Raw genomic sequence first — 19259 nt, forward strand, 5'->3', positions numbered from 1 at the left:
GGCATCCAGACTTCCGGCATATGCGGGTCTTCACGCCCGTCCTGTACTGTTCTATTCAACTACAACACCCCGCCAAAGCCGAGACCCATGAAGACTCCCAGCCGCTCCCCGAAGCTCCGCGCCGCCGCCCTCCTGGCCCTGGCGATCTCCTGGCCCTGGCGGGTTGTGGTGGCCAGGCCCCTGCCGATGCCGAGGCCGCCGAGACCGCGGAAGCGGCCGAAAAAGCCGGCGAAGACGGCAAGTCCGAAGAGAAGAAGATCGACGCGGTGCCGGTCGAAGTCGCGGCGGTGGCCAAGCGCCCGATCTCGGCCAGCTACGCGGGTACCGCCAACCTCGAGGCACCGCACGAAGCCCAGGTGGTGGCCAAGACCTCCGGCGTGCTGCTCGAGCTGCTGGCCGAAGAGGGCGACCAGGTGAAGGCCGGCCAGGTACTGGCCCGTATCGACCCCGACCGCCCGCGCCTGGAGATGGAGCGCGCCCGCGCCACCATGCGCAAGCTTGAGAACAATTACCGCCGCGCGCAGGAACTGCTGGCCTCCAAGCTGGTCAGCGCCGAAGCCAGCGACCAGATCCGCTACGACCTGGAAGCCGCGCGCGCCGCCTACGAGCTCGCCGAACTCGAGCTGTCGTACACCAACATCATCGCGCCGATCGACGGCGTGATCGCACAGCGCGCGGTCAAGACCGGCAACCTGATCCAACTCAACTCCTCGCTGTTCCGCATCGTCGACGACTCGCGCCTGGAGGCCGTGCTGAACGTGCCCGAGCGCGACCTGGCGACCATGCAGCCCGGCCTGTTGGTGCACATGAGCGCCGACGCCATGCCGGGCAAGGTGTTCGAAGGCGTCATCGACCGCGTCAGCCCGGTGGTGGACGGCGGCAGCGGTACCTTCCGCGTGGTGACCCTTTTCAAGGGTGGCGAAGGCCTGCGCCCGGGCATGTTCGGCCGCATCGAGGTGGTCTATGACCAGCGCGCCGATGCGCTGACGGTGCCGCGTGCGGCCCTGCTCGAGGATGCCGGCGAGACCGCGGTGTTCGCCGTGCGCGAAGCCAAGGCGGTGCGCGTGCCGATCGAAGTCGGCCACATGAGCGGCGAACTGGTCGAAGTGCGCAAGGGCCTGACCGAGGGCGAACAGGTGGTGACCGCGGGCAAGATCACCCTGCGTGACGGCGCGTCGGTCGAAGTGCTCAATCCGCCCGCCGGTGGCGCCGTGGATACCGGTGTCGCCCAGGTCGCCAAGAACGGCAACGGGACTCACAACTGATGAACCTCGTAGAGTTCTCCGTCCGTCGGCGCGTCACCGTGCTGATGGTGACGCTGACCTTCGTGCTGTTCGGCGCGATCGGCCTGTCGTCGCTGCCGGTCAACCTGCTGCCCGACCTGAGTTATCCCACGCTGACCGTGCGCACCGAATACACCGGTGCCGCGCCGTCCGAGATCGAGACCCTGATCAGCGAGCCGGTCGAGGAAGCCGTCGGCGTGGTCAAGGGACTGCGCAAGCTCAAGTCGGTGTCGCGCACCGGCCAGAGCGACGTGGTGCTGGAATTCGCCTGGGGCACCGACATGGACCGGGCCAGCCTGGAGGTCCGCGACAAGCTCGAGTCCCTGCGTTTGCCGCTGGAAGCCAAGCAGCCGGTGCTGCTGCGCTTCGACCCGACCACCGAGCCGATCGTGCGCCTGACCCTGTCGGCCAGCGACAAGGCCGGCGCCGCCGACGCCAATGCCGAGCTGGTGCGCCTGCGCCGCTTCGCCGACGACGAACTCAAGAAACTGCTCGAGCCGGTCGAGGGCGTGGCCGCGGTCAAGGTGTCCGGTGGCCTCGAGGACGAGATCCAGGTGTCCATCGACCAGCAGAAGCTGGCCCAGCTCAACCTCGGCATCGGCACGGTCATCGACCGCTTGAAGGCCGAGAACGTCAACATTTCCGGCGGCCGCATCGAAGACGGCAGCCAGCGCTACCTGGTACGCACCATCAACCAGTTCTCCAACGTCGACCAGATGCGCGACCTGCTGATCACCGCGCGCACCGCCGGCGGTGGCAACAGCGCGGCGCAGGAAGCGGCGGCCGCGGCTGCGCGTGTTGCGGCATTGACCGGCTCGGCCGAAGCGTTGGCGGCTTCCGCGAGCGCGCAGAGCGCCGCCTCGGGTTCCGGCAGTGGTCCTGGCGGCGGCCAGGCGATCCGCCTGCGCGACATCGCCACCGTGGTACAGGGTTTCAAGGAACGCGAGGCCATCATCCGCCTCGACGGCCGCGAGGCGGTCGAGCTGGCGATCTACAAGGAAGGAGACGCCAACACGGTCACCGTGGCCGACGCGGTCAAGGGAATGATCGAAGAGATCCGCAGCCAGATCCCGGCCGATGCGGAACTGCGCACGGTGGACGACCAGTCGGTGTTCATCGAGAGTGCGATCAGGGGCGTGCAGTTCGACGCCGTGTTCGGCGGCCTGCTGGCCATCCTGATCATCTTCTTCTTCCTGCGCGATGGCTGGAGCACCTTCGTCATCTCGTTGTCGTTGCCGATTTCGCTGATCGCGACGTTCTTCTTCATGGACCAGTTCGACCTGAGCCTGAACGTGATGTCGCTGGGCGGGCTGGCGCTGGCTACGGGCCTGGTCGTCGACGATTCCATCGTCGTGTTGGAAAGCATCGCCAAGGCGCGCGAACGCGGCCTGGGCGTGCTGGAAGCCGCGCTGGTCGGCACCAAGGAAGTGAGCATGGCGGTGGTGGCGTCCACCCTGACCATCGTCGCGGTGTTCCTGCCGCTGGTGTTCGTCGAGGGCGTCGCCGGCCAGCTGTTCAAGGACCAGGCGCTGACCATCTCGATCGCGATCATGATGTCGCTGGTCGTCGCCATGACCCTGATCCCGATGCTGTCCTCGCTGAAGGCGAAGGCCCCGCTGGCGTTCCCGGCCGAAGCACCGCATCCGGACTGGCGTCCGGAGTCCAAGGTGCTCAAGCCCGTGGCCGCTGTGCGCCGTGGCACGGAGAAGGCGGCCGGCGGCCTGCTGGTGGGCATGTCTTACGTGATGCTGACGATCTTCCGCTTCCTGCGCCGTTATGTCGGCGGCGCGATGGTGTGGCTGGCGGGCCATGTCATGAAGCCCTATGACCTGGCCGCCGCGGCCTACCACCGCACGCTGCCCAGGGCCTTGGACCGTCCTGGCCTGGTGCTGGGTTCGGCGGCCCTGGTGTTCGCCGCCTCGCTGGCCCCTGGTGCCGACGCTGGGCCTGGACCTGATCCCGCAGCTGGCGCAGGACCGCTTCGAGATGACGGTGAAGCTGCCGCCCGGCACCCAGCTGCGCGATACCGACGCCGTGGTGCGGGCCGTGCAGGAAGAACATGCCGGCGACCCGGGTGTGAACGCGCTGTATGCCGTCAGCGGCAGCGGCACGCGACTGGACGCCAACCCGACTGAATCGGGCGAGAACATCGGCAAGATCACCGTGGTGATGGTGCCGGAAGACGCCGCGGAGATCGAAGCGGCCGAGACCGAGCGCCTGCGCGAAACGATGGAAACCCGGTTCCCCGGCGCCGAGATCAAGTTCGGCCGCCCGGAGATCTTCAGCTTCTCCACGCCACTGGAGATCGAACTGCAGGGCGCCGACCTCGGCGATCTCGAAGCGGCCGGCGCCAAGCTGGTGTCGCTGATGGAGGGGTCCGGCCGTTTCGTGGACATCAAGTCCACGGTCGAGGAAGGTTTCCCGGAGATCCAGATCCGCTTCGACCAGGAACGTGCCGCGGCGCTGGGCCTGACCACGCGCCAGATCGCCGACCAGGTCGTGCGCAAGGTGCGCGGTGAAGTGGCGACACGCTACAGCTTCCGCGACCGCAAGATCGACGTGCTGGTGCGGTCGCAGGAGTCCGACCGCGCCTCGATCGAGGACATCAAGCGCCTGATCGTCAATCCCGAGAGCGCCGCGCCGGTGACCCTGGCGGCGGTGGCCGACGTGGTCGCCACCACCGGCCCCAGCGAGATCCACCACGCCAACCAGACCCGCGTGGCCGTGGTGTCCGCCGACCTGGCGCATGGCGACCTGGGCAGTGCCGTGGCCGAGATCCAGTCGCTGGTGGCGGAAAACCCGCTCGGCGCCGGCGTCAGCATGCACGTCGGCGGCCAGGGCGAGGAGCTGCGCGCGTCGGTGATGTCGCTGCTGTTCGCGTTCGGCCTGGCCATCTTATAGTTTACCTGGTGATGGCGTCGCAGTTCGAGTCACTGCTGCATCCGTTCGTCATCCTGTTCACGATTCCGCTGGCCGTGGTCGGTGCGGTGCTCGCGCTGGTGCTGTCCGGCTCGAGCCTGTCGGTCGTCGTGTTCATTGGCCTGATCCTGCTGGTCGGCATCGTGGTGAAGAACGCCATCATCCTGATCGACAAGGTGAACCAGCTGCGCGAGCAGGGTGTGGGCAAGCGCGACGCCATCATCCACGGCGCCGAATCACGCCTGCGCCCGATCATCATGACGACGCTGACGGCCCTGCTGGGCTTCCTGCCGCTGGCCCTGGCATCCGGCGCCGGCGCCGAAGTCCGCTCGCCGATGGCGATCACCGTGATCGGTGGCCTGGCGGTCTCGACGCTGCTGACGCTGCTGGTGATCCCGGTCGTCTACAACCTGATGGACCGCCGCAGCGATGAAAGCTACGTCGCCCGCACCAAGCCGCTGGACCTGGGGCAGGGCGAGGCGGAGGGTTCGCACGCATGAGCATCGTCGAGCTCAGCCTGCGCCGCCCGGTGACGGTGATCATGTTCTTCGTGTCCATGGTCGTCATCGGCCTGATCGCCTCGTTCAGGCTGCCGCTGGAGCAGTTCCCGGCGCTCAACTTCCCCGGCATCTACGTTGACCTGCCGTACCCGGGTTCGACGCCGCAGGAAGTCGAACGCAGCATCGTGCGTCCGGTCGAAGAGGCGCTGTCCACCTGGAGGGCATCAAGCGCCTGGAGGCCAATGCCCGCGCCGACGGTGGCGGCGTGTTCATCGAGTTCTCGGACTGGGGCCGCGACGTCGAGGTGCTGGCCTCCGAAGCGCGCGAGCGCATCGATGCGGTGCGCAGTGACCTGCCGGACGATTTCCAGCGATACCAGGTGATGAAGTTCTCGACCGCCGACGAGCCGATGCTGCGCGTCCGCCTTGGCGGCAATCGGGACCTGACCGGTGCCTACGACCTGATCGAGACGAAACTGGCGCGCCGGCTGGAGCGCGTTCCCGGCGTCGCCCGGGTCGACATTTCCGGTGCACCGCCGAGCGAAATCGAGATCGCGATCGATCCGGACCGGCTGTCGGCCCACGGCCTGAGCCTCAATGAGCTGGCCAGCCGACTGCAGGCGGTCAATTTTTCCGTGTCGGCCGGCATGGTGGACGACGGCGACCGCCGCCTGCGTGTGCAGCCGATCGGTGAGCTGCGCGACCTGCGCGAACTGCGCGAACTCGTCGTCGGAGCCAACGGCCTGCGGCTGGAGCAGATCGCCGATGTGCGCCTGAAGGCGTCGCGCGTGGATTTCGGTCGCCGCCTGGAGGGCCAGCCGGCCGTCGGCCTGGACATCTTCCGCGAGCGCAATGCCAACCTGGTCGAGGCCGCGAAGTCGACCATGGCGGAGATCTACCGCATCGTCGAAGAGCCCGACTTCGAAGGCATCGAGATCATCCTGATCAGCGACCAGGGCGAAAACGTCACCAACTCGCTGTGGGAGCTGACCGAAGCCGGCATCATCGGCCTGGTGCTGTCGGTGGCCGTGCTGTTCTTCTTCCTGCGGCACTGGCCGTCGACGCTGATGGTCAGCCTGGCGATCCCGATCTGCTTCGTGATGACGCTGGGTTTCATGCACTTCCTCGGCGTCACGCTGAACGTGCTGACCATGATGGGCCTGCTGCTGGCGGTCGGCATGCTGGTGGACAACGCCGTCGTGGTCGTGGAGAGCATCTATCAGGAGCGCGAGCGCAATCCCGGCAACCCGGCGGCGGCCTCGATCTTTGGTACCAAGAACGTCGCGATCGCGCTGTCGGCCGGCACCCTGTGCCACTGCATCGTGTTCCTGCCCAACATCTTCGGCGAGACCAACCAGATCTCGATCTTCATGCTGCAGATCGCGGTCACCATCACGGTGTCGCTGCTGGCGTCCTGGCTGGTGGCGATCAGCCTGATCCCGATGCTGTCGGCCAGGATGAAGACGCCACCGGCGGCCACGGCCCGCAGCGGCGTGATCGCGCGGATGCAGGACCACTACGCGAAGTTCCTGGCGTGGACCCTGCGCCATCGCGGCGCCAGCGTGATGGGCATCATCCTGATCTCGGCGGTGAGCTTGCTGCCGATGGTCTGGACCCAGAAGGACATGTTCTACCAAGGAGCCGACCCGCGAACTGGAGATGTACTACCAGTGGAACGGCGCCTACTCGCTGGAGCAGGTGTCCGACGAGGTACTGCGCGTCGAACAATGGCTGGATGCGAACCGCGAGCGGCTGCAGATCGAACAGATCTATTCCTGGTTCAGCGAGCAGGGCTGGGCGGGCACCCGCATCACCCTCATCAATGAAGGTGCCAAGCTGCTGGACCCCGCCGAGGTGCAGGAGGAGATCCGCAAGGGCATGCCGCGTTCCGCCCGCGCCACGGTTGGCTTCCGCGGCGGCGGCCAGCAGCAGGGTGGTGGCGAGGACCAGATCCAGGTGTCCCTGGTCGGCGACTCCTCGGAACAACTCAAGGTGCTGGCCGAATCCCTGATTCCGCAGCTGGCACGACAGAAGGCGCTGCGCGCGACGTGCGCGTGGATACCGGTGACGTCAACTCCGAGCTGGCCATCAGCGTGGACCGCGAACGGGCGCTGGGCTTCGGCTTCAGCGCCGACGAGGTCGCCCGTTACGTCGGCATCGCCCTGCGCGGCACGCCCCTGCGCGAGTTCCGCCGTGGCGAGACGGAGGTGCCGGTGTGGGTCCGTTTCGACGGCTCGGAGGACTTCGGCATCGAGGACCTGTCGGCGCTGAGCCTGCGTACCCCGTCGGGCGAGAACATCCCGCTGCTCTCGGTGGTCCGCGTGGACGTGCAGTCGGCGGCGACCCAGGTCTACCGGCAGAACCGGCAGACCATGCTCAACATCCAGGCCAACCTGGCGGAAGGCACCACCCTGCCGGACGCCCGCAAGGCGATGGAGGAAGTGCTGGCGGTGGCGACGATGCCGCCGGGTTATCGCTACGCCTTCGACGGCGCCTTCCGCCAGAACGACGAAGCCGGCCAGCAGATGATGATCAACCCTGGTGCTGGCGCTGGTGATGATCTACGTGGTGATGGCGGCGGTGTTCGAATCGCTGCTGTTCCCGGTGGCGATCATGAGCAGCATCGTGTTCTCGATCTTCGGCGTGTTCTGGCTGTTCTGGGCCACCGGCACCGTGTTCACGATCATGGCCTTCATCGGCATCCTGGTGCTGATGGGCGTGGTGGTGAACAACGGCATCGTGATGGTCGAGCACATCAACATACTGCGGCGATCCGGCCTGGATCGGACTTCGGCATTGGTGCAGGGCAGCCGCGACCGCCTGCGCCCGATCCTGATGACCATGGGCACGGCGATCCTGGGCATGGTGCCGATCGCGCTCAGCAGCACGCAGATGGCCGGCGACGGCCCGCCGTATTACCCGATGGCGCGCGCCATCGCCGGTGGCCTGGCGTTCTCGACCCTGGTCAGCCTGCTGTTCCTGCCGACGATCTACGCGATCCTCGATGACATCAGCGCGTTCGTCTCGGCGAAGTTCAGCCGCGCGCGCGAGCTGGCGCCGATGGCGCCCCGGGGCGACGCGGTGGTGCAGGGCGAGTGAATCGCGATCCGGTCCCGGCGGGAAACGCCGTGGACCGGACCTGCGTTCCGATCAGAGCTGGCTGATGAGCTTGGCGCCCGCGGTCCACACGCCGATGGCGGTGCCCAGGCTGGTCAGGAAGAAATTCACCAGCACCCGCGCCACCCGGTTCTGCCACCAGCCCTTCCAGTGGCCGGTGTCATCGCGCAGGCGCAGGAAGTCGGCATAGGTCGGCTTGCGGACCCAGGCTTCCACCGCGGCACTGACCGTGCCGGAGGCCAGGGCCGGGTGCAGCGGCGTCAACGGCGACGACACGAACGCCGCCAGGATGCTCAATGGATGTCCGCCGGCCGCCAGGCAGCCCAGCGCGCCGCCAACCGCGGTGATCAGCGCCCAGTGCATCAACATCTGGCCACCGACCTCGAAGCCGCCCTGCCACACGCCCCAGGCGAATCCACCGATCAGGAAGGCCCATAAGGAACAGCGTGAACCACGGCACCTGGCTGGTCGGCGGCAGGCTGTTCAACGATTCCAGTTGCGGTGCCGGCGCCTGCTGGTCGTCACGCAGGTGTTCGGCGAGGCCCTTGAGGTGGCCGGCACCGACCACCGCCAGCACCTCGCGTGCACCTTCGGCGCCGACCTGGCGCAGGCGCGCGGCCATGAAGCGGTCGCGCTCGGCGATCACGGCTTCGTAGAGGGGCGGACTGCCGGCGGCGAATTCGCCGAAGCTCGACTCCAGGAAATCGCCCTGCTTGAGTTTTTCGATCTCCTCGCTCTCGACCTGTTCGTCGGCAAACAGGCTGGCGCCGAGGCCGGCGATCAGCTTGGTCCGACCCCAGAATCCGAGCCCGCGGAAGGCGCGCTTGAGCGTGATGCCGACGTCGCGGTCGATCAGCGACAGCCGCAGGCCGCGTTCGTCGGCGCGCTGGGCGGCGGCCTTGAGTTCGGCGCCGGGTTCGACGCCCAACTGTTCGGCCAGGCGGCGCTGGTAGGCGGCCAGGGCAAGATTGGCGGCGACCAGGCCGGTTTTTCCCTCGCGCAGGATCTGGAACAGGTCGAGTTTCGACAGCGCATCCGGGTCGGTCATCGCCCGGTGCCGCTGGGCATCGAGTTCGACCGCGATCGTGTCGTAGCGGCCAGTGGCGACTGCCGCTTCGACCGCGTCGACGCTGGCGCGGGAAATGTGTGCGGTGCCGAGCAGGGTGTAGCGCACGCCGTCGCGTTCGACGATGGCGTGCGGCTGGTCGTGCAGGCCGTCGTAGCCGGCCTCGGTCTGGGTGTTCAATCGCGGTACCGCCTCAGCAGGTCCTGGTAGGCGTCAATGCGCCGGTCGCGCAGGAAAGGCCAGATGCGGCGCACCTGTTCGCTCCGCGCGAGATCCACTTCGACCACCAGGAGTTCCGGGGCGTCGGTGTTGGCTTCGGCCAGGAATTCACCCTGCGGCCCCAGCACGTGGCTGCTGCCCCAGAACCGGATGCCCGACGCGCCGAGCGGGGAAGGCTCGTGGCCGACCCGGTTGCAGCTGAGCACCGGCAGGCCATTGGCGACGGCGTGGCCGCGATGGCTCAGGATCCAGGCGCCGCGCTGGCGGTCCTGCTCGTCCTGCGCGTCATCCGGGTCCCAGCCGATGGCGGTGGGGTAGAGCAGCAGTTCGGCGCCGGCCAGCGCCATCAGGCGCGCGCCTTCGGGATACCACTGGTCCCAGCAGACGAGCACGCCGAGGCGGCCGACCGAGGTGTTGATCGGTTCGAAGCCGAGGTCCCCGGGCGTGAAGTAGAACTTCTCGTAGAAACCCGGGTCGTCCGGGATGTGCATCTTGCGGTACTTGCCGGCGATCGAGCCGTCGGTTTCGAACACCACCGCGGTGTTGTGGTACAGCCCGGCGGCGCGACGCTCGAACAGCGAGGACACCAGCACCACGCCGTGTTTTTCGCCAGCGCGCCCAGGCGCAACGTGCTGGGGCCGGGAATGGCCTCGGCACGGTCGAATTCGGCCGTGCTTTCGTGCTGGCAGAAATACGCGCCGTTGTGAAGTTCCTGCAGCAGCACGAGTTTCGCGCCGCGGGCGGCGGCTTCGGCGACGCGCGCCTCGATGTTGGCGAGGTTGGCTTCGACGCTGCCGTGGTCGCGGTCCTGGACCAGGGCGACGGTGAGGGTGCGCTTGTTCATGCCAGCAGGCCTTCGGGTAGTTGCATGGTGACGCAGTGCAGGCTGCCGTTCTGCCAGATCAGCGGGCGGCAGTCGATCTGGACGATCTCGCGGCCCGGGAAGGCATGCGCCAGTACCTCGGCGGCCGCATTGTCGGCCACGTCGCCGTAGGCCGGCATCAGCACCGCGCCGTTGACGATCAGGAAATTGGCGTAGGACGCGGCCAGGCGCCGGCCCTCGTCCAGGATCGGCCGCGCCCAGGGCAGCGGGAACAGCCGGTAGGGCTGGCCGTTGGACTGGCGCAGGGCGGCGATCTCGCCGGCCATCGCGGTCAGCTCGTGGTAGTGGCCGTCGTCCGGGTCGTCGCAGGCCTGGAAGACGATGGCGTCGGGCGCGGCGAAACGCGCCAGGGTGTCGATGTGGGCGTCGGTGTCGTCGCCCTCCAGATAGCCGTGGTCGAGCCAGAGCGTGCGCGACTGACCCAGCGACGTTTCGAGCGTCGCGGTGATCTCTTCGCGCGACTTGTCCGGATGCCGTTCGTGCAGGCAGGTCCAGGTGCTCAGCAGGGTGCCGGCGCCGTCGGTCTCGATGCCGCCGCCCTCGAGCGCGAAATCGATGCGCTGGTGCGCGGCCGGCACCAGCCGGCCCGAGGCATGCAGCTTGCCGACGAGCTGGTCGTCCAGCCCGGCCTCGAACTTGCCGCCCCAGGCGGTGAAGTGGAAGTCGAGCAGCCTGAAACCGCCGCCTTCGCGCAGGGTGATCGGGCCGGAATCGCGCAGCCAGGTGTCGTCGTAGTCGACCTCGAAGAAGCGCACCTTGCCCAGGTCCACGCCGGCTGCCTTCAGCAGGCCGCCCGCCCGCTCGCGCAGGGCCGCATCGGCGACGCAGACCAGGGCGGGCTGGAACCGGGTGATCGCCGCCACCGGGGCGACATAGGTCCGCTCGACGCCGGCCAGGCGTTCGGCCCAGTCGGTGCCTTCATGCGGCCAAGCGAGCAGGACGGCGGACTGGGGCTCCCATTCCGCCGGAAAGCGCAGGTTGTTGGGCATTGCTTACTGGACGGGCTTGGGGCCGATCTCTTCCGGGCTGGCCTTGTTGGCCACCGCGTCGACGACGTGGCTGTGCTCGAAGTAAACCGAAAAGTTCGGGTACACCCAGCGGGTGATCGGCGGGTTGTGCTTGCGGTCGCCGGGGCCGGCCACCGGGTCGTGCTTGTGCTGCGGGGCGCCGAACTGGGCTTCGACCTGCTTCATGGACTGGCCGCGGGCCGGCAGGGCCTGGCCCTGTTCGGCCTGGACACGTTCGACCAGCAGGGTGTCGGCCTGGGCGGGCGCCTGCAGCAGCAGGCCGGCGGTCAGGGCGAGGGAAAGGGTCAGGGCCTTCATGGTCCACCTCCACAGGTCGTCGGGATGACGGGTAGGCCGGGGATCATCGCAAAACCTGCCCGGATCCGCCATGCCGGCGCGGCCTGCGGGAACCCGGCCCCGGAAACGGAAAACGCCGGCCAAGGCCGGCGTTTCCACAACAACCCGGGCAGCCGGCGCTTAGCGCTGGCGGGCCTTGAAACGCGGGTTGGACTTGCAGATCACGAAGACCTTGCCGCGACGGCGCACGACCTTGCAGTCGCGATGGCGGGTCTTCGCCGACTTCAGGGACGAGAGCACTTTCATGGCAGTTCCTTGGGTAAATGGGGCGATAAAGAAGCGGGATTATAGACCAGTCCAAAACCGCTTGCAATACAAGCCCTTGCCGGCCGGGATCAGGCTCCGGGCCGGGTCCGGTGTGCCGGTCAGAGACGGTAGGCCTGGACCAGGGTGTTCAGGTGCACCCGCTCGGCGTCGCGCAGCAGGGGCGAGAGCAGCATCATCACCTGGACGATGCCCATCCGGATGGCCTCGTGCTCGTCCTTGTCGCCGCGCACGCTGGCGTAGTTCATCCAGAAGGTGGCCACCACCAGGATGTTGGTCGCGGTGGCCTCGACCTCGGCCGCAGAGGCCCGCATCACCCCGGCCTGGACCAGGCCCTTCATGCCCGAGGAGGCGCCCTCGGCGGCCCGTTTCAGGATGCGGGAGAAGCGCAGGCGCAGGCGCCGGTTGCGGCTGAGGATGTCCACCAGGTCGCGGTACAGGAACCGGTATTCCCAGATGCACTCGAACATAAGGTGCAGCTGCAGCCAGATGTCCTCCAGGTCCCGCAGCCGGCCCTCGGGCGACACCAGGGCCGTGTCCATGCGCTCTTCATAGCGCTGGAACAACTGCTCGATGATGTCGTCCTTGTTGCGGAAGTGGTAGTACAGGTTGCCCGGGCTGATCTCCAGCTCGTCGGCGATGTGGTTGGTGGTGACGTTGGGTTCGCCCTGTTCGTTGAACATGGCGAGCGAGGCGTCGAGGATGCGCTGGCGGGTGCCCTTGGCCATCGGCGGCGGTCAGCCGCGCAGGTTCTTCACGAGGTCCACGTACTTCTTCATCGCGTCCTCGGGTTTGGTGCCGGCCAGTTTCTCCCAGGCTTCGTACTTGGCAGTGCCGACGAAATCGAAGAATCCGGGTTTGGGGCCGCTGACGTCGCCCTCGGAGCCCTGCTTGTAGAGGGCATACAGGCGCAGCATGGTGTCGTTGTCCGGACGCTCGGCCAGGGCCATCACATCCTGGGCGGCTTTCTGGAACTGGTCTTTCAGGTCGGCCATTTTCTTGATCCCCGGGTTGAAGCACGGGTGATAACACGACCCCCGGGGACGGTCAACGAAGCGTTTGTCACCGTCATTGTGGTCTGGCAAGTTAGGCAGGTGCGGGCGGCCATCGCGGCCGCTCAGGGACAAGGGCAGGGGAGAGGTCATGAGCTATTTCGTCACCGGCGCAACCGGGTTCATCGGGCGTTACCTGGTCAGCAACCTGCTCAAGCGCAAGGGCGCGGTGCACGTGCTGGTCCGCAAGGGCTCCGAGAAGAAACTCGACGCCATCGCCGCGAAGATGGGCTGGGACCGCAAGCGCATCGTCCCGGTCACCGGCGACCTGTCCAAGCCCAGGCTCGGCCTGACCGCCGCGCAGGTGAAGGCACTGTCGGGCAAGGTGCAGCACTTCTTCCACCTGGCCGCGATCTACGACCTCTCGGCCGACGCGGCTTCGCAGCAGGTCGCCAACATCGACGGCACCCGCCACGCCGTCGAACTGGCCGCCGCCCTGAAGGCCGGCTGCTTCCATCACACCAGCTCGATCGCCGCCGCCGGCCTGTACCCGGGCGTGTTCCGCGAGGACATGTTCGAGGAGGCCGAAGGCCTGAAGGACCCCTACCTGCGCACCAAGCACGAATCCGAGGGCATCGTGCGCAAGGAATGCAAGGTGCCGTTCCGCATCTACCGCCCGTCCATGGTCATCGGCCATTCCAAGACCGGCGAGATGGACAAGATCGACGGTCCGTACTACCTGTTCACCCTGATCAAGAAGATGCGCGAGACGCTGCCGCAGTGGGTGCGACGACGCTGGGCGTGGAAGGCGGGCGCATCAACGTCGTGCCGGTGGACTTCGTGGCCGACGCCATGGACCACATCGCGCACAAGAAGGGCCTGGACGGCCAGTGTTTCCATCTGGTCGACCCGGAGCCGATGCGTTTTGGTGAATTGATGAACACCTTCGCCCGCGCCGCGCACGCGCCGGAGATGACCATGCGCGTGGACGCCCGCATGCTGGCCGTGGTGCCGGGCGCGGTGCGCAGCGCCATCACCAACCTGCCGCCGGTCAAGCGTTTCACCAACATGGTGCTGCGCGACCTCAAGATCCCGCCGTCCACCCTGGCCTTCATCACCTATCCGACCCGCTTCGACACCCGCGTGGTGGAGCGTGCGCTCAAGGGCAGCAAGATCGCCGTGCCCGAGCTCGAGAGCTACGCCTGGCGCATCTGGGACTTCTGGGAGCGGCAGCTCGATCCCGACCTGTTCGTGGACCGGTCGCTGCGGGGCAAGGTCGAGAACAAGGTGGTGCTCATCACTGGTGGTTCCTCGGGCATCGGCAAGGCCTCCGCGATCAAGATCGCCGAGGCCGGCGCCAAGGTCATCATCGTCGCCCGCGGCGAAAAGGAACTGCACGAGACCCGTGACGAGATCCTCGCCGCCGGCGGCAAGTGCTGGGCCTACACCTGCGACCTGACCGACCTGGCCAGCTGCGACGGCCTGGTCAAGACGGTGCTGGCCGAGCACAAGGCCGTGGATGTGCTGGTGAACAACGCCGGCCGTTCGATCCGGCGTTCGGTCGAGGCCAGCTACGACCGCTTCCACGACTACGAACGCACCATGCAGCTGAATTATTTCGGCTGCCTGCGCCTGATCATGGGCTTCCTGCCGGCCATGACCCAGCGCCGCCGCGGCCACATCATCAACATCAGCTCGATCGGCGTGCTGGCCAGTTCGCCACGTTTTTCGGCCTACGTCGCTTCCAAGGCCGCGCTGGATGCCTTCAGCCGCTGCGCGCAGGCCGAGTTCAGCGGCAAGAACATCGCCTTCACCACCATCAACATGCCCTTGGTGAAGACGCCGATGATCGCGCCGACCAAGATGTACGACTCGGTGCCGACGCTCACTCCCGAGGAAGCCGCCGACCTGGTCGTCAAGGCGATCATCGAGCGTCCCAGTCGCGTGGCCACCCGCATGGGCATCTTCGCCGCCACGCTCAATGCGCTGGTGCCGAAGGCCTACGAGGTGATCATGAACACGGCCTTCGAGATGTTCCTGATTCGGCTGCCGCCAAGGGCGACCGCAAGGCGCTTCGCGACGAGACCCCGACGAATGAGCAGGTGGCCTTCGCGGCGCTGATGCGCGGCGTGCACTGGTAAGCATCGCCTGGAACGGAAAAGGGCCGGCGAATCGCCGGCCCTTCTTATTTCAGCGGGCCCCGAAGGCGCACCCGGTTCATTGGCACTGCCGCCAGCGCACCGGCACGTCTTCGTTGGAAGGCGGCTCTAGCTGCAGCCGCGTATAGCGCAGTTCTTCGTACTCGGTCAGGATCGCGCAGGCATCGTTGACGATGCCGAGGTCGATGCCGTCGCCGCTGTTCATGCGGATGACCAGGGTGGACTGCGTGGACCAGATGGCGTTGTTCGCCGCCTCGAGGCTGGCCACGCGCGACGCCGCCATCAGGCGGCGCTGGGTGCGCTCCTCGTCGGTGAGTTTGGCGACTTCCTTCAGTTCTTCGAGCGCCGCATTGGCGACGCGCGAGGCCTCGTCCTCGAATTTGGGCGAAGCGATTTCCGCGGCGGGGCTGCGACCGCGCCAGCACTGGCCGATGCATCGGCGGAAGGTGCCGATGCCGGCGGAGTTCCGGTGACGGCCGGGGTCGGGGGATCCGACGGCTGCATGGCCGTTCCGATCGCGAACACGAGCAAGCCCAGGACAACGCTGGCGACCTGGCCCATGCGCTGTCCCCGGACGTTCTTCTGCGCCGCCTGGTTGCGGATGTCTTCGATCAGCGCGGCCGGCGCGAACGGCTCCACCTGCGGCCAGAGACTGCTGCCGTCAATCAGCTCCATCCCGTAGCGTCGCGCAAGGTCACGCGCGAAACCCTCGGCGCTGCCCAGCGTGACCAGGATGCCGCTGGTCGCGCCCTGCAGCTGCACGGCATTGGCGAAGTCGCGGACATTGGCTTCGCCCAGGCGGTAGGCGGTGCCGTGCTTGTAGCCGAGCAGGCAACGCTCGTCGCCTTTCATCAGCAGGAATTCGGTGCCGCCGTCGCCTGGTTGGCGGCTCGCCGGCGCTTCGGCATACCCCTTTTCACCCAGCGCCTGCAGCACCAGTCCGGCGCACTCGCGCCACTTCATGCCGGCCAGCGCGCTGATACCGGCGGCAGTCTCGGCCTTGCGCCGGCGATGCACGCCAAACCACCAGCCACTGACCAGCAGGGCGGCCACGGTGACCACGATGGCGGCGACCAGCGGACTCATACCGAACATCCAGCGAACTCCGGGTGCGGGGGTGCAACAGGATAACGCGGAACGGGGATGTGCCAGGCCCCCAAAGCAAAGGCCCGGCGTCAGCCGGGCCTTGCCTGTAGAAGATGTCCGCCAGCCGGAAGCCGTAAGGGGAGGGAGCGAACGGACTTCGTTACTGGCTGGCGGACATGAACCGGTGCGGGTCAGGCCTGCGGCGCGACGGGCTTGGGCGCCTTGGGCAGGGCCGGCTTGCGCGCGGCCTTGGTTTTCTTCGCCGCTTTCTTGGCGGCCGGCTTGCGGGCCGGGGCCTTCTTGCGGGCGGCGGGCTTGGCGGCCTTCTTGGCCGGCTTGGTCGGAGCCGACCTGGAAATCTTGCGCAGCTCGCCGTTGAGCTCGTTGACGCGGGCGGTGAGCTCGGTCAGGTCCTCGCGGCTGGGCACGCCCAGGCGGTTCAGCGCACGCTGGACGCGGGTTTCGAACACGTTCTCGAGGCGGTCCCAGGTGTCGACGGCGCGCTCGCGCACCACGCCCACGCGGTCCTCGACGGCATCACGCACTGCGTCGACCTTGCCGGTCGCCAGCTTGCGCGTGGTCTGCTCGATGGTCATGCCTTCCTTGACCAGCGCTTCGAACAACTTCGAGCCTTCGCCCTGGGCACGGGTGAAGGCGCCGACGCCGGCCATCCAGATCTGCTGGGCGGACTCGACGATCGAACGCGACATCTGCTCGGCCTTGGCCTGCAGGTCGGCGCTCGGGGTGCCCGCGGACGATTTCGCGCGGACGCTTTTCTTGAGTTTGGCCATGGGAACGGAACTCCGGTTCAAGGTGGTTGGGCGAAGGCCCGTGTGGCGCCAATCTGCGCCGGGTGTCTAGAGCATTCACACCAGAGCCGGCGCGCGGCGGAAGCTTATCGGCGGCGTGTTGCAGTTCGGCGGCGGCGATTGGGGTGGCGGTCGCGGACCAGTGCGTCCACGTCGTCCAGTGCGCGCCGAAGGCGTGCCGTGGTCTCGGTCGGCTTCGGCGCCAGGCCCAGGCCGTCCATGATCGATGCCGCCGGGTCGTCCAGCACTTCGTCGCGCAGGCGCAGGCCGTGTTTGGCCAGTACCGGCGCCAGCTCGGCACGACGCTTGCGCAGGTCGCCCAGGGTCGAACGGAAGGCGTGTTCGCAGACCCGCTGGCGCGAGGAGTAACTGAAGACGTTGGTGAAGAACATCTCGCCGTCGTCCTCGTTCGGTTCGAATACCACCTGGTCGGTGTCCGGATACTGCTGCGCGTACTTCTCCAGGCCGACCTGCATGCGCGACTGCAGCAGGGTGCGGAAAGTCTGCGACAGCACCACCGGCAGCCCGCCTTCGGAAAGTTTGTCCATGCCCTCGGGTGGCTGGCCACCACCGCTGGCGTTGAACGGCACGAAGGGATTGATGCCCAGCATCAGGTCGATGCCGTGGTCGAGGATCACCGAGGCGTGCATGGTCCGGCGCAGGGCGCCGTCGACGAAATGGTGGCCACGGATGTCCACGGGCGGGTACAGGCCCGGCAAGGCGGAGCTGGCCTGGACCGCGCGCGAGATCGGTACGTCGTCCCAGTCCTTGCTGCCGAAACGCACCGGCTGGCCACTGTCGAGGTCCACGGCGACCACGTACAGCTTGGCCGCGAGTTCGCGGAAGTCGTTGCTGCGGCCGCGGATGGTGAACACCTGGCGCAGGAAACGTTCGATGCCGCGGTTGTCGAACAGGCCGGTCGGGATCACGCCGCCGAAACGGCTGATCAGCTCGCTCAGATGCGAGCCGGTGGGGTCGGTCAATACGTCCTTCCACCAGTCGAAGGCCAGCCGGGGCAGGGCGGAGGCGCGGCGGAAGTATTCGAGGAAGGCCGGGCGCAGGAAGATCTCGGGGCGGAACTTCACCTGGTCGCTGTCGCCGCTGATGAAGATGCGGCACATCTCGGCGGTGTCCAGCCGGTTGGCGAGGCCGGCGGCCAGGAAGGCGCCGGAACTGACGCCCACGTAGACCTCCAGCCGGGTCAGGTCCAGGCCTTCAATGGCCACGTCCAGGGCGCGCAGGGCGCCCAGCTCGTACATGCCGCCGATCGGGCCGCCGCCGGCGATGGCCAGGCCGATCCGGCCCTGGCTGGCTTCCCGGCGCTTCCGGGCGGGCTGCAGAACTAGCATATTGTCGGTAACACTCCATCGAAGGCGCGGCGATTGTAGCCCGCCCACCTGCCCGGACAAGCGTGAAGTCGCGTATTCCCCAAACCCGTCACCCCCGTCCCGGTCCCGACGCATGAGCCATGCCTTCCAGCGCCACCGCCTGGCGCAGCGCCTGGCCTGGCAGCAGGCCCTGCACGATCCCGTGCGCGAGCCGCGCAACCGGCTGCCGACCCTGCCACCGCTGCGTGCCTGGCAGACCCGGCGCCTGTCCGACAGCTTCCAGGACTTCCTGGCCAACCCTCGCATGCGGCCGGCAGCCGAGTTCTTCCTGACCGATCTGTATGGAGAACGGGATTTTTCCGCCCGCGACCGCGACGTGGCCCGGATCATGCCGCTGATGTCCCGGCTCTTGCCCGACAGCCTGCTGGTGGCGGCCACCGATGCGATCGAGCTGGCCGTGCTCAGCCACGCCTTCGACCTGCGCATGGCGGCGGCGCTGGCGGAACGTCGCGATCCCGCCGCGGCGATCACGGTCGAACACTACGGCCAGGCTTACCGCGCCGTCGGCTGTCCGCGGCTGCGGCGGCACCAGATCGAACTGATCCTGGGCGTGGGCTGGACCCTGGACGCGGCGGTGCGCAAACACGGCGTGTTCAAGCTGCTGCGCGCGTCGCGCCTGCCGGCGCGGGCGGCCGGGCTGTCGGAGCTGCAGGGGTTCCTGGAGCGTGGCTTCGGTGCCTTCGAGGCTCTGGGCGGCGCCGGCGACTTCCTGGAGGCCATCGGACGGCGCGAACGGGAAGCCTCGCGCCGCCTGTTCGCCGGCGACAGGGATCCGTTCGGGACTAGCCGAACTCCTGGTCCAGGTAACGGTGGATCTCGCGCTCGATCGGGCCCTTGATCGCCATCAACAGGAAACCCAGGGTCGCGGTGACGTGGACTTCCTTGCCGGTCACGGCGATGTGGCCGTCCACGCCGCCGCGGGAAAAATCCATGGTGTTGCCGTTCCAGCCGTACTCGACGTCGAATTTCTCGGCGATGTGCTCGGCCACGCGTTCGACCGCCGCGCGTGCGTCCTTGAGCGGCCGCGCGTGTTTGCGGCGGATATCGATGTTGGACATGGGGCCCTCCTCGGCGGCCTATTCTGCGTTGCTTTGCCGTACACACCAAGGGTGCGCCGGCGACCGGCCATGTTAGATTCGCCGCCGGAGGATCCTGGATGCAGCTGACGTTTCCAAACGGCGAACACGCCAATGTGGCCCTGCAGGGCGAGG

The 19259-nt window shown here is 67.5% G+C and carries 14 protein-coding genes and 4 pseudogenes; 6 read left to right on the forward strand and 12 right to left on the reverse strand.

The window, feature by feature from the left end; genetic code table 11:
• Positions 1–20: 20 nt before the first annotated feature.
• From FRZ33_RS10345 to FRZ33_RS10355, 3 genes and pseudogenes are all read left to right on the forward strand, one after another.
• A complete protein-coding gene (locus FRZ33_RS10345) occupies positions 21–1265 on the forward strand; it encodes an efflux RND transporter periplasmic adaptor subunit (protein WP_146909484.1) in 1245 nt (414 codons plus the stop codon).
• Positions 1265–4702: pseudogene (locus FRZ33_RS10350) on the forward strand (efflux RND transporter permease subunit). The gene FRZ33_RS10345 and the pseudogene FRZ33_RS10350 overlap by 1 nt, the downstream one beginning before the upstream one ends.
• Positions 4699–7800: pseudogene (locus FRZ33_RS10355) on the forward strand (efflux RND transporter permease subunit). The pseudogenes FRZ33_RS10350 and FRZ33_RS10355 overlap by 4 nt, the downstream one beginning before the upstream one ends.
• Positions 7801–7851: 51 nt before the next feature.
• On the opposite strand, the pseudogene FRZ33_RS10360 reads toward FRZ33_RS10355, so the two are convergent.
• The 7 genes and pseudogenes from FRZ33_RS10360 to FRZ33_RS10390 form a co-directional block, all read right to left on the reverse strand.
• Positions 7852–9064, reverse strand: a pseudogene (locus FRZ33_RS10360) (TraB/GumN family protein).
• Positions 9061–9947: pseudogene (locus tag FRZ33_RS10365) on the reverse strand (carbon-nitrogen hydrolase). The pseudogenes FRZ33_RS10360 and FRZ33_RS10365 overlap by 4 nt, the downstream one beginning before the upstream one ends.
• Positions 9944–10975: an agmatine deiminase family protein gene (locus tag FRZ33_RS10370; RefSeq protein WP_146909486.1), complete on the reverse strand. Its 1032-nt coding sequence runs from the start codon at positions 10973–10975 to the stop codon at positions 9944–9946. Before FRZ33_RS10370 ends, FRZ33_RS10365 begins: the two are co-directional and overlap by 4 nt.
• Positions 10976–10978: 3 nt before the next feature.
• On the reverse strand, positions 10979–11311 hold the full coding sequence (locus FRZ33_RS10375; RefSeq protein WP_146909487.1) for a hypothetical protein: 333 nt from the start codon (positions 11309–11311) through the stop codon (positions 10979–10981).
• Between the two features lie 159 nt (positions 11312–11470).
• On the reverse strand, positions 11471–11596 hold the full coding sequence (gene ykgO, locus FRZ33_RS10380; RefSeq protein ID WP_005913193.1) for a type B 50S ribosomal protein L36: 126 nt from the start codon (positions 11594–11596) through the stop codon (positions 11471–11473).
• Positions 11597–11715: 119 nt separating this feature from the next.
• Positions 11716–12342: a TetR/AcrR family transcriptional regulator gene (locus tag FRZ33_RS10385; protein ID WP_146909489.1), complete on the reverse strand. Its 627-nt coding sequence runs from the start codon at positions 12340–12342 to the stop codon at positions 11716–11718.
• 9 nt (positions 12343–12351) lie between these two features.
• Positions 12352–12609, reverse strand: coding sequence for an acyl-CoA-binding protein (locus FRZ33_RS10390; RefSeq protein ID WP_146909491.1), 258 nt, complete (start codon positions 12607–12609; stop codon positions 12352–12354).
• 148 nt (positions 12610–12757) lie between these two features.
• On the opposite strand from FRZ33_RS10390, the gene FRZ33_RS16300 reads away from it, so the two are divergent.
• The gene (locus FRZ33_RS16300; protein WP_227977777.1) at positions 12758–13543 is read left to right on the forward strand and encodes an SDR family oxidoreductase; all 786 of its coding nucleotides are present in this window, start codon (positions 12758–12760) and stop codon (positions 13541–13543) included.
• Positions 13459–14727, forward strand: a complete 1269-nt coding sequence (locus FRZ33_RS16305) for an SDR family oxidoreductase (RefSeq protein WP_265468774.1) — start codon at positions 13459–13461, stop codon at positions 14725–14727. Before FRZ33_RS16300 ends, FRZ33_RS16305 begins: the two co-directional genes overlap by 85 nt.
• A 96-nt stretch (positions 14728–14823) precedes the next feature.
• Here the strand turns inward: FRZ33_RS16305 and FRZ33_RS15235 are convergent, their stop codons facing one another.
• From FRZ33_RS15235 to FRZ33_RS10415, 4 genes are all read right to left on the reverse strand, one after another.
• Complete coding sequence (locus FRZ33_RS15235; RefSeq protein WP_158637186.1) at positions 14824–15048, reverse strand: hypothetical protein; 225 nt, start codon at positions 15046–15048, stop codon at positions 14824–14826.
• Positions 15049–15095: 47 nt separating this feature from the next.
• Positions 15096–15851 carry a restriction endonuclease gene (locus tag FRZ33_RS10405; RefSeq protein WP_158637187.1) on the reverse strand — a complete coding sequence of 252 codons (756 nt, stop codon included), beginning with the start codon at positions 15849–15851 and terminating at the stop codon, positions 15096–15098.
• Between the two features lie 191 nt (positions 15852–16042).
• Positions 16043–16642 carry a phasin family protein gene (locus FRZ33_RS10410; protein ID WP_146909496.1) on the reverse strand — a complete coding sequence of 200 codons (600 nt, stop codon included), beginning with the start codon at positions 16640–16642 and terminating at the stop codon, positions 16043–16045.
• A gap of 104 nt (positions 16643–16746) precedes the next feature.
• The gene (locus FRZ33_RS10415) at positions 16747–18009 is read right to left on the reverse strand and encodes a patatin-like phospholipase family protein (protein ID WP_146909498.1); all 1263 of its coding nucleotides are present in this window, start codon (positions 18007–18009) and stop codon (positions 16747–16749) included.
• Between the two features lie 112 nt (positions 18010–18121).
• Between FRZ33_RS10415 and FRZ33_RS10420 the strand changes: the two genes are divergently transcribed.
• Positions 18122–18886, forward strand: a complete 765-nt coding sequence (locus FRZ33_RS10420; protein ID WP_146909500.1) for a DUF8198 family protein — start codon at positions 18122–18124, stop codon at positions 18884–18886.
• Here the strand turns inward: FRZ33_RS10420 and FRZ33_RS10425 are convergent.
• Positions 18831–19106, reverse strand: a complete 276-nt coding sequence (locus FRZ33_RS10425) for a polyhydroxyalkanoic acid system family protein (protein ID WP_146909502.1) — start codon at positions 19104–19106, stop codon at positions 18831–18833. The genes FRZ33_RS10420 and FRZ33_RS10425 overlap by 56 nt on opposite strands.
• Positions 19107–19259 lie beyond the last annotated feature (153 nt).

This window comes from Arenimonas daejeonensis, from assembly GCF_007993735.1.
GTDB lineage: Bacteria > Pseudomonadota > Gammaproteobacteria > Xanthomonadales > Xanthomonadaceae > Arenimonas > Arenimonas daejeonensis.

Coding starts and splice junctions, on each gene's coding strand:
- FRZ33_RS10345 (WP_146909484.1), top strand. CDS start 21: ATGCGGGTCTTCACGCCCGTCCTGTACTGTTCTATTCAACTACAACAC.
- FRZ33_RS10370 (WP_146909486.1), bottom strand. CDS start 10,975: ATGCCCAACAACCTGCGCTTTCCGGCGGAATGGGAGCCCCAGTCCGCC.
- FRZ33_RS10375 (WP_146909487.1), bottom strand. CDS start 11,311: ATGAAGGCCCTGACCCTTTCCCTCGCCCTGACCGCCGGCCTGCTGCTG.
- ykgO (WP_005913193.1), bottom strand. CDS start 11,596: ATGAAAGTGCTCTCGTCCCTGAAGTCGGCGAAGACCCGCCATCGCGAC.
- FRZ33_RS10385 (WP_146909489.1), bottom strand. CDS start 12,342: ATGGCCAAGGGCACCCGCCAGCGCATCCTCGACGCCTCGCTCGCCATG.
- FRZ33_RS10390 (WP_146909491.1), bottom strand. CDS start 12,609: ATGGCCGACCTGAAAGACCAGTTCCAGAAAGCCGCCCAGGATGTGATG.
- FRZ33_RS16300 (WP_227977777.1), top strand. CDS start 12,758: ATGAGCTATTTCGTCACCGGCGCAACCGGGTTCATCGGGCGTTACCTG.
- FRZ33_RS16305 (WP_265468774.1), top strand. CDS start 13,459: ATGGACCACATCGCGCACAAGAAGGGCCTGGACGGCCAGTGTTTCCAT.
- FRZ33_RS15235 (WP_158637186.1), bottom strand. CDS start 15,048: ATGGCGGCGTCGCGCGTGGCCAGCCTCGAGGCGGCGAACAACGCCATC.
- FRZ33_RS10405 (WP_158637187.1), bottom strand. CDS start 15,851: ATGAGTCCGCTGGTCGCCGCCATCGTGGTCACCGTGGCCGCCCTGCTG.
- FRZ33_RS10410 (WP_146909496.1), bottom strand. CDS start 16,642: ATGGCCAAACTCAAGAAAAGCGTCCGCGCGAAATCGTCCGCGGGCACC.
- FRZ33_RS10415 (WP_146909498.1), bottom strand. CDS start 18,009: ATGCTAGTTCTGCAGCCCGCCCGGAAGCGCCGGGAAGCCAGCCAGGGC.
- FRZ33_RS10420 (WP_146909500.1), top strand. CDS start 18,122: ATGAGCCATGCCTTCCAGCGCCACCGCCTGGCGCAGCGCCTGGCCTGG.
- FRZ33_RS10425 (WP_146909502.1), bottom strand. CDS start 19,106: ATGTCCAACATCGATATCCGCCGCAAACACGCGCGGCCGCTCAAGGAC.